Raw genomic sequence first — 12,729 nt, 5'->3', positions numbered from 1 at the left:
TTATTTCATGTCTATTCGCCTTGTTAGCGCCCTCGCGAGCGCCATAATCCTTTCCGTTGCAGCACCCGCTTTTGCCGATGAATATTATTCCGACAACCAGACCCAGAGCTCGCGCGGCGACCATTGGTGGTCGGGCGACTGGTACATCACGCTCGGTGCGAAGGGTTTCGTGGCTCCGGATTATGAAGGCGCGAAAAATTACAAGTTCCGTGCCGCGCCGGTCATTTCGATCGGCCGTCCCGGCAGTTCGCTCAAGTTTTCTTCGCTTAACGACAATCCGTCCCTTGGCTTTATCGACACGGGTGTGTTCCGCGCCGGTATTACCGGCAAGCTCATTACCGGTCGCGATTCCAGCGACTATGATGAACTCAAGGGTCTCAACGATGTCGATTGGGGCGTCGAACTCGGCGGTTTCGCGGAATTCTATCCGACCGAGAATGTTCGTGGCCGCGTTGAGGTCCGCCGCGGCATCGGCGCTCATGACGGTGTCGTGGCCGATTTCGCCATCGACGCCTTCAAGAATCTGACCGACACGGTCCGCGTTTCAGCCGGTCCCCGTGCAACGGTGGCAACCAAGGACTATTTCAGGGAATATTACGGCGTAAACGCTAGCGAATCCGCTGCATCCGGCCTTCGCCAGTATTCACCGGGCGGCGGTTTGAATTCGCTCGGCTTCGGCGGCCAGATCACCTGGCAGACGACCGATAAGATCACCACCAGCGCCTATGCCGAATATAACCGCTTGATGGGCCCAGCGGCCGATTCCAGCATCGTCAAGCAGCGCGGCTCGGAAAATCAGGCGACCTTCGGCCTGCAGGCGACCTATCGCTTCGACTTCAAGCTCTAACATTGCGCGAGGCATCCGCGAAGATAATCGCGCATGCCTCTTTATTCTGCGGGCGGTGATTGCTAAAAGCGCGGTCATGAAAAGCGATCGCCGGTCCTGCGCAAGGTCCATACCTGTTCAGACGATACGAATTACTGGCCCGGCCTTCCCGCGGACCTGAAGCGTGAGCTTCGTGGGGCGGAAGGTCCGGGATAGCGCCGTTGCGCTTCAATGTTTTTCATGAAATCCCTGCCTGCGGCGATCACGCGCGGGCCCTTATACAAGCTGGAAAAATGACCGACACCGCCACGACACTCGATTATTCGAAGACACTTTATCTGCCGCAAACGGATTTCCCGATGCGCGCGGGCCTGCCCGCCAAGGAACCGGAATTCGTCAAGCGCTGGCAGGATCTCGATCTTTACCGGAAGCTGCGCGAAGACGCGAAGGATCGCCCGCGCTATGTCCTGCACGATGGCCCGCCCTACGCCAACGGCAATATCCATATCGGCCACGCGCTCAACAAGATCCTCAAGGACGTCATCACCCGCTCTTTCCAGATGCGCGGTTTCGATTCCAATTACGTCCCCGGATGGGACTGCCACGGCCTGCCGATCGAATGGAAGATCGAGGAACAATATCGCGCCAAGGGCAAGAACAAGGACGATGTGCCGATCAACGAATTCCGCCAGGAATGCCGCGAGTTCGCAACGCACTGGATCAAGGTGCAGTCCGGCGAATTCAAGCGGCTCGGCATCGAAGGCGATTTTGACAATCCCTATACGACGATGGCCTTCCATGCGGAAAGCCGCATAGCCGGCGAGTTGTTGAAGTTCGCCATGTCGGGCCAGCTCTACCGTGGTTCCAAGCCGGTCATGTGGTCGGTGGTCGAGCGCACCGCGCTCGCGGAGGCCGAGGTCGAATACCAGGATATCGAGAGCGATATGATCTGGGCGAAATTCCCGGTCGCAGGCGGCCGCGGTGACCTTGCTTCGGCGCATGTCGTCATCTGGACGACGACGCCCTGGACGATCCCCGGCAACCGCGCCGTCGCCTATTCGCCGCGTGTCGCCTACGGTCTCTTCGAGGTCGAAACGGCGGAGAATGATTTTGGCCCGCGTCCCGGCGAAAAGCTGATCTTTGCCGATGCGCTCGCCGAAGAATCGGCTGCGAAAGCCAAACTGACCTTCAAGCGGCTGCGCACGGTTACGGCGGATGAACTTGCGGCGATGACGCTTGCCCATCCGCTCCATGGTTTTAGCGGTGGTTATGATTTCGCCGTGCCCTTGTTGCCTGGTGACCACGTCACCGATGATGCAGGTACAGGCTTCGTGCACACGGCGCCGAGCCATGGCCGCGAGGACTTTGATGCATGGATGGACGCCGGTCGCGATCTCGAAGCGCGCGGCATCTCGTCGGTGATCCCATTCACCGTCGACGACGCAGGCTACTATACCAAGGATGCGCCGGGTTTCGGTCCGGATCGCGAAGGCGGTGCTGCCCGCGTCATTGACGACAACGGCAAGAAGGGCGACGCCAACAAGGTCGTCATCGAAGAACTCATCGCGCGCGACGCACTTTTTGCGCGCGGCCGGCTCAAGCACAGCTATCCGCACTCCTGGCGCTCGAAGAAGCCGGTGATCTTCCGCAACACGCCGCAATGGTTCGTCTACATGGACAAGGACCTCGGCGACCACACGACCCTGCGCTCGCGCGCGCTTGCGGCAATCGACGAGACGCGCTTCGTTCCGGCAGGCGGTCAGAACCGCCTGCGCGCCATGATCGAGGATCGTCCCGATTGGGTACTGTCGCGCCAGCGCGCCTGGGGCGTGCCGATCTGCGTCTTTGCCGATGAAAATGGCAATGTCCTCAAGGACGACGCCGTCAATGCCCGTATTCTTGCCGCGTTCGAGGAAGAGGGCGCCGATGCCTGGTTTGCCAAAGGCGCGCGCGAGCGGTTCCTCGGCGAAAAGGCGAACGAGCCGTGGACGCAGGTGACCGACATTCTCGATGTCTGGTTCGACTCGGGTTCCACCCATGTCTTCACGCTTGAAGATCGCCCCGATTTGAAGTGGCCTGCCGACGTCTATCTCGAAGGTTCGGATCAGCACCGCGGCTGGTTCCACTCGTCGCTGCTCGAAAGCTGCGGTACGCGCGGCCGTGCGCCTTACAGTACGCTCGTCACCCATGGCTTCACCATGGACGAGGAAGGCCGCAAGATGTCGAAGTCCCTCGGCAATACGGTCACGCCGCAGGATGTGATCAAGGATTCGGGCGCCGACATCCTGCGCCTCTGGGTCATGACGACGGACTACTGGGAAGATCAGCGTCTCGGCAAGAACATCATCCAGACCAACATTGATGCCTATCGCAAGTTGCGCAACACGATCCGCTGGATGCTGGGTACCCTGGCTCATGATGAGGGCGATGAGGTCCCCCATGCCGATATGCCGGAACTCGAGAAGCTGATGTTGCACCGTCTCGCCGAACTCGATGAGGTCGTGCGTGCCGGCTATGACGGTTTCGAGTTCAAGCGCATCACCCGCGCGCTGATCGATTTCATGAATGTGGAACTGTCGGCTTTCTATTTCGATATCCGCAAGGACGCGCTCTATTGCGACGCGCCCTCGAGCGTCCGCCGCAAGGCAGCGCTGCAGGTCGTGAGGCACCTTTTCGACCGCATCGTCACATGGCTCGCGCCAATGCTGCCTTTCACCATGGAGGAGGCCTGGCTCGACCTGCACAGGGATGCCGTTTCGGTGCATCTGGAACAGTTCCGCCCGACGCCGGCCGAATGGAGAAATGACGAGCTTGCCGCCAAATGGCGCAAGGTCAAGGATGTGCGCCGCGTCGTCACGGGTGCGCTCGAACTCGAACGCGCCGACAAGCGGATCGGCTCGTCGCTCGAAGCCGCTCCTATTGTTTATATCGCCGACGCGGAACTGCTGGCGGCGGTCAAGGATATCGACATGGCCGAGATCTGCATCACCAGCGCGATCACGATCAAGGGTGAAGCCGGACCTGCCGATGCGTTTGTCACGGATGACGTCAAGGGCGTCGCAGTTGTCCCTGAGCGCGCGACGGGAACCAAATGCGCGCGGTCATGGCGCTATACACATGATGTCGGTTCCGATTCGGCCTATCCCGACGTTTCGGCTCGCGACGCGGCGGCGCTACACGAATTGGCCCGGCTCGGAAAGCTCGTTGCCTAATGTATAGAATGGCGGGGAGACAAGTTCTCCCCGCCATTGATTTGCTTGAGATTCCTGTTGGCTTGCTAAATACAACCGGTCTCATATAAAAGGCTGCCATTGAACTGCCTGATTTCTAAGGCAGGGCATTGATCAAGCAAAATTGATTGGCAGATATGCTGCCCGGCTTATCTCTGGAAAGTTGCAAGGATGAATTTGAACGGACGCATAACGGTTCTTGGTGCAATGGTCGGCGCGCTTGCGCTTGGCGGCTGCGTCTCGTCACCCACCTATGGTACGGACAAGTCCGCCGGCACCCAGCTGCTTGACGACGTCGCCAACATGGCCGCCTTGGGTCCCAAGAAGAGCAACCAGATTGCCTACAATCCGCGTCCGGAACTCGTTCGCCCGGCGACCGGCAAGCCAATGCAATTGCCCGCCCCGCAGGATGCGGTCGAGACCGCCGGAAATCCGGCCTGGCCGGAATCGCCCGAGCAGCGGCGCAAGCGCATCCGCGACACTGCGACGGCCAACCAGAACAACGCCGAGTTCGTGCCGGAAGTGGCGCCCGATCCGGTCACGTCCAAGTCTGCGAGCAACAGGACCGAATACGGGTTCTTCAACGACAAGGTCCCGGCCAACCAGGGCAACAAGACCGATGTCGGCGCAGATTTCCGCGCCCGCAAGATGGCGTCTACCGCCGGATCGCCGACGAACCGTCGCTATCTGAGCGAGCCGCCGCTGGAATATCGTCAGCCCGCGGCAACAGCCGCCGCCGATCAGCTCGGCGAAGACGAGGCCAAGAAAGAGCGCGAGCGCAAGGCCGCGGCCCGCAAGAGCAAGGGCTTCAGCTGGAGCAACCTCATCCCCTGGAACTGACGCGTTCGCACGCGGTCCTGTGCCGAAAAACGTTCATACTGCTGCAATAGTTCGCTGAAACGGTGGATGCTTCGATCCGCCGTTTTCGTTTATAAGGGATCCATCGCCTCTCCAGTCGAGGACCGTAACAATTGTTCATCCTGCGATTTCTTGGGTTAGTTCTTCTTATCCTCCTGACATTTCTGGCATTTCTCTGGGGCGGGCTGGCCCTCTGGTATCAGCTGCCCCTTGGTATTGCAGCGACCATCGGCTGCCTGATCCTGTGGGTGGCAATCGCCTTCGCCGTACTCTGGCTGGAATTCAAGGGCCGTGTCTGGCGCGCGCTCATCGTCTTGATCCCGATCATGATCGGGCTCGGCTACTGGTGGGGTACGATCAAGCCGTCGCTCAACCGGATCTGGGCGGATGATGTTGCCCAGACGGTGACGGGCACGCTCACCGGCAATTATGTGACGCTTTCAAATGTGCGCAACTTCGAATGGCGCACCACGACCGACTACACACCGCGCTGGGAAGTGCGCACCTACACGCTGGACGATCTTGCGACCGTCGACATTTTTCTTTCCTATTGGTCGAACCCGGCGATCGCCCACACTTTGGTGAGCTTCGGTTTCAACAATGGCGAGCACGTGGTGTTCTCGGCCGAAATCCGCAAGGAGCGCCATGAGGAGTTCTCGGAGATCGGCGGCTTCTTCAAGCAGTTCGAGCTGGCGATGATTGCAGCGGACGAGCGTGACATCATTCGCCTGCGCACCAATGTGCGCAAGGAAGACGTCTACCGCTACCAGGTCAACCTCAGTCCGGAAACGCGCCAGGCGCTGTTCCTGTCCTATCTCGACAGCGCCAACCATCTGGCGACGACGGCGAAGTTCTACAATACGATCACCGCCAATTGCACGACGGTGATCTTCAGCATGGCACGGGCGATCGCGCCCGGAATTCCTCTCGACTATCGCATTGTCTTTTCCGGCTATCTGCCGGGTTACCTTTATGACCTTGGCGCGATCGATCATTCCAAGCCGTTGGACCAAGTCATCCGCGAAGCGTCGATCAATCAGCGCGCCATGGCCGCCGATAGTGCGCCAGATTTTTCGGCAAGGATCAGGCTGCCCGCGAACTAGGCTAGAGCCGCTTGGTGCGGAAGAACGCCTTCAGCATGTCTTCGGCTTCCTGTTCCCGGAAACCTGGATAGACTTCGGGAACATGCAAGCAGGTCGGCTGGGCATAGAACCGTGCGCCATTTTCGACGCCGCCGCCCTTGATGTCCTGCGCGCCATAGTAAAGGCGCCTGATGCGGGCAAAGGAAATTGCCGCCGCACACATCGTGCACGGTTCCAGTGTCACATAGAGATCGCAGCCGGTAAGCCGTTCGTTGCTCAAGGCGCGGCAGGCCTCGCGGATGACCAGCATCTCTGCATGTGCCGTTGGATCGTTGAGCTCGCGCGTGCGATTGCCGGCGCTTGCGAGGATCGCGCCATCCTTGACGATGACAGCGCCGATAGGAACTTCGCCCCGCATCTCGGCGCTTTTCGCTTCGGTGAGTGCCAGGCCCATCGGGTCAGTTTTTTGCGTCACGCCGCCCCGCAATCCAGAATTTGCTCGCAAGCCAACCTCATAGCTGGTAGTGAGCCCTGCTGAAAGGCTTAACTCCATGACAAGTTCAAATGACAATGACAAGGGCGGCAAACGCCCCTTTGCAAAGCGCAGCTTCGACAAGAAGCCCGCGGGTTCAGCCCGTGGCGGGCGCCCCGCGCCGCGCAAATTCGACGATGCCGCGGCTGTAGCGGAAGAGGGCGAGCGTATCGCCAAACGCTTGGCGCGTGCCGGCATAGCCTCGCGCCGCGAAGCCGAGACAATGATTGCCGCGGGCCGCGTATCCGTCAACGGACGGCGTCTCGACAGCCCCGCGATCAATGTAAAGCGCAGCGACCGCATTGAAGTGGATGGCAAGCCGCTGCCGGAAAAGGAGCGGACGCGCCTTTGGCTCTACCACAAACCTGCCGGCCTGGTTACGACCAATCGCGATCCGGAAGGTCGCCAGACCGTCTTTGAATCGCTGCCGAAAGATATGCCGCGCGTTCTTTCCGTTGGCCGTCTCGATATCAATACCGAAGGGCTGCTGCTGCTGACCAATGATGGCGGTCTCTCGCGGGCGCTCGAATTGCCGTCGACCGGCTGGCTGCGCCGCTACCGCGTGCGCGCCCACGGCTCGATCACGCAAGCAAAGCTCGACGGCCTGAAGGACGGAATTGCCGTCGATGGCGTTTTCTATGGCGCGATCGAAGCAACGCTTGAACGCGAACAGGGCTCGAACGTGTGGATCATGGTCGGGCTGCGCGAAGGCAAGAACCGCGAAGTCAAGAATGTGCTCGGTGCCCTCGGCCTGTCGGTGAACCGGCTTATCCGCATTTCCTATGGCCCGTTCCAGCTTGGCGATCTTCCGGAAGGCGCCGTGCGCGAGATGAATGGCCGCACGCTGCGCGACCAGCTCGGTGAACGGCTCATCGAGGAATCCGGGGCCGATTTCGATGCGCCGATCATCAACGTTTTCTCCAACGATGCTGTAAAGGGTGAATTGGCGCAGCCCGTTAGCGATGCGCGCGAGCGCCCGACGCGCGGCTCTTCCGAATGGATATCGAGCGCGCCTGTCGCCAAACGGCGGCCGCCGCGCAAGACTGCCGACGAAAAGCGCGAGGAATCCTTGTCACGCCTGACGACCGATCGCAGCGAGCGGCCGGCCCGCCCCCCACGCGACGAAGACCGCAAGCCACGCCCGCCGCGTGCAGCAGGGCCGAAGCCCGGCCGCGGCGCTAAAGAGGAAGAAATCCCGGCGCGTTCCGGACGCACCGCCAACGTCTGGATGGCGCCCGGTGCGCGCCCGCTCGGCAAGCCCAAGGCACGAACGGAAGAGAAGCGCGGCGAAAGCCGCAGCGACAGGCCCCAGCGTTCGAATGAAGGCGCGCCGCGCGCACGCAGCGATCGCCCGCGCGAAGAACGCTCGTTCGGCAGCCGACCGGGCGGCGAGGAAAAGCGCCGGCCATATTCGCCCCGGCCATTTGCCAATGACGATCAGGGCGTGGAGAAGCCAAAGCGCGCATTCGGTGCTGGCCGGACCGAGGGCGAACGCCCGGCGCGGCCGCCCCGTGCCGGCAAGCGCGAACGCGCCGAGATGAAAGAGCGCGAGCAGCGCGGCGACCAGTCATTCCAGTCGGAGCGGCCCGCCCGCGCCGATCGGCCCTATGGCGCGAGCGGCAAGCCCGCACGCGGCCCCGCAAAGTCCGGCGATCGTCCCTACAGCGGAGGCAAGCCGCGCGGCGATGCACCGGGTGGCGGCGGGCGTCGCGGGCCTGGCGGTCCGGGTGGTTCGCGTCCGCCGCGTGGCAACAAGCCGCGGGGCTGATCGTGCGCGTTGTCGGCGGCAGATTTCGCGGACGTTCACTCGCAACGCCGGCTTCGAATGCGATCCGGCCGACGACCGACCGTACGCGCGAAAGCCTCTTCAATATTCTGGTGCACAACTATCCCGAAAAGTTCGAGGCGACGCGAGTCCTCGACCTTTTCGCCGGCACCGGGGCTCTCGGCCTCGAAGCCATGTCGCGTGGCGCGCGGTATGGCGTATTCATCGAGGAATCGACCGAGGGCAGGGGACTGATCCGCACCAATGTCGAAGCCTTCGGCCTTCTCGGCAATACCAAGATTTTTCGCCGCGATGCGACCAAACTCGGTGATGCCGGCACAATCGAACCGTTCGATCTGGTCTTCGCCGATCCGCCCTATTCGAAAGGCCTTGGCGAACTGGCATTCAAGTCGGCCCTTGATGGCGGCTGGCTGAAAAGCGACACGCTGCTGGTCCTCGAAGAGGAGGCCGACGCGGTCGTCGAACTCGATGCGCGTTTTTCTGTTGTCGAGGAACGTCCGTATGGCGGAACAATCATTCGGCTTGTCACATTGAAGACGTAAACAGCGGGATTGTATCGCAATCCTGAACAACAGTACTGGACCGATTTCAATGATCCCGACTATACGCCGCACATTTGCGGCATTTGTTGTAACGGGCGCGCTCGCCGGCGCGGGCCTCTATGCCCCTGCCCAGGCTGAAACTGCCGTGCAAACGCCTGCGGCGACCGCTGAGAGCAAGGATGACCTCGTCTCGTCATTCTATCTCGACAACGGGCTCGAAGTCGTGGTTATCCCGGATCATCGGGCGCCGGTCGTCACCCATATGCTGTGGTACCACGTCGGTTCGGCCGACGAAGAACCCGGAAAGTCGGGCATTGCACATTTTTTTGAACACCTGATGTTCAAGGCGACCGAGACCTATCCGGCCGGCGAGTTTTCCCGCAAGGTCGCTGAGATCGGCGGGCAGGAAAATGCCTTCACCTCCTATGACTACACCGCCTTCTACCAGCAGGTGTCGCCTCAGGCCCTCGAAATGGTCATGACCTATGAGGCGGACCGCATGGAGAACCTGATCCTCAATGAGGATGTCGTAAAAACCGAGCGCGACGTCGTGCTCGAGGAGCGCCGTTCGCGCACCGACAGCAATCCCGGCGCGCTGCTTGCCGAAGAGGTCAACGCCACGCTCTACCAGAACAGCCCTTACCGCATGCCGGTTATTGGCTGGCTGCATGAGATGGAAAAGCTGAATCTCAAGGATGCGCTGGCCTTCTACGTGAAATATTACACGCCCAACAATGCGACCCTTGTCGTGTCTGGAGACGTCGATCCCGCAACCGTCAAAGCCTTGGCGGAAAAGACCTATGGCAAGGTGCCGCGCCGGGCGGAGCCGGGCAAGCGCGACCGGCCGCAGGAGCCGGAACAGAATACCAAACGCACGGTTTCACTTGCCGACCCGCGCGTGTCGCAGCCGAGCTTCCAGAAGATGTGGCTCGCACCCTCCTATACGAACGCCAAGCCGGGCGAGGCGGAGGCTCTCGACCTTCTGAGCGAAATCCTTGGTGGGTCTTCGCGCAGCCGGATTTATCAGGCCCTGGTCGTCAAGGATGGTTCGGCAGCAAGCGCCGGCGCCTTCTATCAGGGCGGATCGCTCGACGACGGCAGTTTCGGCGTCTATGGCTCGCCGCGCGGGGATGCGACCCTGAGCGATGTCGAGGCCGGCATCGATGCGCAAATCGCCCGTATCATCAAGGATGGCGTCACCGAGGATGAACTCGAAAAGGCGCGCAATCGCTTCCTGAAAAGCATGATCTTTGCCCGGGACAGCCAGGCGGGGATGGCCCGCATCTATGGTTCGACCCTTTCCACCGGCCAGACCATCAAGGATATCCAGGAGTGGCCGGATCGCATAAAGGCTGTGAAGGTCGCGGACATCCAGGCCGTGGCCAAGCGCTATCTCGTCGATGGCCGTTCCGTTACCAGCTACCTCATGCCCGAAGACGGCAAGCCCGATGTGCCCGCCGATGGGGAGGCGGCGCCCGGTACAGCCGAACACGAACAGCCGCAAGCGCCCGCCGAAGGAGTCGTCCAATGATCCGCGCCGTTACCCCAATCACGAGACGGCTGGCTGCAACTTTCCTGCTGTTGCTCGTTGCCGTCGTCCCGGGCTACGCGGTCGAGATCCAGGAAGTAGTATCGCCGAAGGGCATACGCGCCTGGCTGGTACAGGATGATTTCGTGCCGCTCGTGTCCATGCGCTTTGCCTTCAAGGGTGGTTCCGCACAGGACCCGAAGGGCAAGGACGGCCTTGCCAATCTCATGACCGGGCTTTTTGACGAGGGCGCGGGCGATCTCGATTCCAATTCGTTCCAGGACAAGCTCGACGATGTCGGCGCCGAGATGAGTTTCAATGCCGATGACGACAGTATAACCGGCTCGATGCGCATGCTGTCCGACAAGCGCGATGAGGCCGTCGAGTTGCTGACGCTGGCCGTCAACAACCCGCGCTTCGACCAGGCGCCCATCGACCGCATTCGCCAGCAGGTGATTGCCGGCATCAAGGCTTCGGAGCGCAATCCGAACACCATTGCCGGGCGCAAATTCGCCGAAGCCCTCTACGGCGACCACCCCTACGGCCGTCAATCGGAAGGCACGGAGCAAAGTCTCACGAGCATCACTCACGACGACCTTGCTGCATTTCACAAGCGGAACTTCGCCCGGGATAATCTGATTGTCGGCGTCGTCGGATCGATCAGCCCGGAGGAGCTAAAACCGCTTCTCGACAAGGTCTTCGGCGATCTGCCCGAAAAAGCCCAGCTCGCGACGGTCAGCGATGCAAAACTTGCCTTCGGCAAGACCACCCAGGTCGATTATGCACTGCCGCAGACCTCCATTTCGATGGTCTATCCGGGTGTCCGGCGCAAGGATCCGGACTTCTTTGCCGCCTACATCATGAACCATATTCTGGGCGGCGGGACGTTCTCATCGCGCATCTATAATGAGGTGCGGGAAAAGCGCGGGCTTGCCTATTCGGCCGGTTCCAATCTCGCCAACCGCGATCATATGGCGGCTTTGATGATCTCGACCGCAACGCGGGCCGATCGCGCCAGCGAAACGCTGCAAATCCTCAAGGCAGAAGTGGCAAAGATGGCCAAGGACGGACCGACCGAGGAAGAACTCGCAGAAGCCAAGAAATATCTCGTTGGGTCCTATGCGGTAAACAATCTCGACTCCTCGTCGGCGGTCGCCAGCACGCTGGTTGGCCTGCAGGATGAGAACCTAGGCCGCGACTACATCGACAAGCGTGCCGATCTCATCAATGCCGTGACCTTGGATGAGGTAAAGGCTGCGGCCAGGAAACTGTTGTTGACGGACCCGGCGATCCTGATCGTCGGCCCACCGCTTTCATAGGAAAAGGACCGATGGTCGCGCGCGAACTTGATCAGGCAAACGGGTCGATAGGCGCAGGTAAAACTCCGCGCGAGCCGACCTTTGCCGTAGCGTTCGGCGGTGGCGGGGCGCGCGGCATCGCTCATATCAACGTCATTGAAGCCCTGGACGAACTTGGCATCAGACCTGCCGCGATCTCAGGATCGTCCATCGGAGCGATCATGGGCGCGGGTATGGCGGCAGGCATGTCCGGGCTCGAGATTCGTGAATACGCGGTCGCGATCCTCTCCAAACGTGGTGAGATTGCAGCGCGCCTGTGGAAGCTGCGCCCGGCAAGCTTCGGCGAGATGTTTGGCGGCGGCATTCGTCTCGGCCAGTTCAACATCGAAAAGGTTTTGAAGCATTTCCTTCCCGGCCGCATTCCCGAAACATTCGAGGAACTTGCGATCCCGCTCAGCGTCACCGCGACCGATTTCTACGGACAGCGCGAGGTCGTGATGGCCGAGGGCGATCTTTATAATGCCGTCGCCGCCTCCGCCGCGATCCCCGCCTTGTTCCGGCCAGTGCGACGAGACGACCGTATCCTGATCGACGGCGGCATTTATAATCCCGTTCCCTTCGATCATTTGATGGACAAGGCGCGGTTCGTTATCGCCGTCGATGTCGTCGGCGGACCGGAAGGCGATATCGGCAGATCCCCCTCGTCAATCGAGGCCATGTTCGGTGCCAGCCAGTTGATGATGCAATCGATCATCGCGACCCGCCTGCGTACGCAGGCTCCGGCAATCTTCCTGCGCCCCAGCGTGGCACGGTTCGGCGTTCTGGATTTTCTGCGAATCCAGCAGGTGCTCGAGGAATCGGCGGGGATCAAGGACGAGTTGAAGCGCGCCGTTGACGCGGCTATCACCTATGCCGATCGTGGCGGCGACAGCGACGCGGAATGACAATAATCAACGGCCGCCAATGCCGATTGTTCGTTCGGCCCGCCTTGATAGGCGCAAATTTGCACCATATAGGAGGGTGCATGCGACCATACGATAAATTACC

The 12,729-nt window shown here is 60.8% G+C and carries 10 protein-coding genes; 9 read left to right on the top strand and 1 reads right to left on the bottom strand.

Annotation, left to right across the window (positions count from 1 at the left end; all coding sequences use genetic code 11):
• The first annotated feature begins 7 nt into the window (after positions 1 to 7).
• From BM074_RS02830 to BM074_RS02815, 4 genes are all read left to right on the top strand, one after another.
• Complete coding sequence (locus BM074_RS02830; protein WP_091919611.1) at positions 8 to 847, top strand: MipA/OmpV family protein; 840 nt, start codon at positions 8 to 10, stop codon at positions 845 to 847.
• 272 nt (positions 848 to 1,119) lie between these two features.
• Positions 1,120 to 4,038 (top strand): isoleucine--tRNA ligase, encoded by a 2,919-nt coding sequence (gene ileS / locus BM074_RS02825; protein WP_091919609.1) that lies wholly within the window; start codon positions 1,120 to 1,122, stop codon positions 4,036 to 4,038.
• Between the two features lie 189 nt (positions 4,039 to 4,227).
• Entirely contained in the window at positions 4,228 to 4,896 is a 669-nt protein-coding gene (locus tag BM074_RS02820) for a hypothetical protein (protein WP_027230200.1), read from the top strand.
• A gap of 131 nt (positions 4,897 to 5,027) precedes the next feature.
• On the top strand, positions 5,028 to 6,017 hold the full coding sequence (locus BM074_RS02815) for an Lnb N-terminal periplasmic domain-containing protein (RefSeq protein WP_244532714.1): 990 nt from the start codon (positions 5,028 to 5,030) through the stop codon (positions 6,015 to 6,017).
• 1 nt (position 6,018) lies between these two features.
• On the opposite strand, the gene BM074_RS02810 is transcribed toward BM074_RS02815, so the two are convergent.
• Complete coding sequence (locus tag BM074_RS02810) at positions 6,019 to 6,450, bottom strand: nucleoside deaminase (protein ID WP_027230198.1); 432 nt, start codon at positions 6,448 to 6,450, stop codon at positions 6,019 to 6,021.
• Positions 6,451 to 6,547: 97 nt separating this feature from the next.
• Here BM074_RS02810 and BM074_RS02805 point away from each other — a divergent pair, with 97 nt between their 5' ends.
• Genes BM074_RS02805 through BM074_RS02785 form a run of 5 tightly spaced genes read left to right on the top strand, consistent with a single transcriptional unit; the run spans position 6,548 to position 12,626 of the window.
• Positions 6,548 to 8,296, top strand: coding sequence for a pseudouridine synthase (locus BM074_RS02805; RefSeq protein ID WP_091919607.1), 1,749 nt, complete (start codon positions 6,548 to 6,550; stop codon positions 8,294 to 8,296).
• Positions 8,297 to 8,298: 2 nt separating this feature from the next.
• Positions 8,299 to 8,856: a 16S rRNA (guanine(966)-N(2))-methyltransferase RsmD gene (gene rsmD, locus BM074_RS02800; RefSeq protein ID WP_091919605.1), complete on the top strand. Its 558-nt coding sequence runs from the start codon at positions 8,299 to 8,301 to the stop codon at positions 8,854 to 8,856.
• A gap of 49 nt (positions 8,857 to 8,905) precedes the next feature.
• Positions 8,906 to 10,387 (top strand): M16 family metallopeptidase, encoded by a 1,482-nt coding sequence (locus tag BM074_RS02795; protein WP_091919603.1) that lies wholly within the window; start codon positions 8,906 to 8,908, stop codon positions 10,385 to 10,387.
• Positions 10,384 to 11,703 carry a M16 family metallopeptidase gene (locus BM074_RS02790; RefSeq protein ID WP_091919602.1) on the top strand — a complete coding sequence of 440 codons (1,320 nt, stop codon included), beginning with the start codon at positions 10,384 to 10,386 and terminating at the stop codon, positions 11,701 to 11,703. The genes BM074_RS02795 and BM074_RS02790 overlap by 4 nt, the downstream gene beginning before the upstream one ends.
• Before the next feature lie 11 nt (positions 11,704 to 11,714).
• Positions 11,715 to 12,626 carry a patatin-like phospholipase family protein gene (locus BM074_RS02785; RefSeq protein WP_091919600.1) on the top strand — a complete coding sequence of 304 codons (912 nt, stop codon included), beginning with the start codon at positions 11,715 to 11,717 and terminating at the stop codon, positions 12,624 to 12,626.
• Positions 12,627 to 12,729 lie beyond the last annotated feature (103 nt).

Source organism: Phyllobacterium sp. CL33Tsu (genome assembly GCF_900113985.1).
GTDB lineage: Bacteria > Pseudomonadota > Alphaproteobacteria > Rhizobiales > Rhizobiaceae > Phyllobacterium > Phyllobacterium pellucidum.
This window is presented reverse-complemented; position numbering and strand designations above follow the sequence as displayed.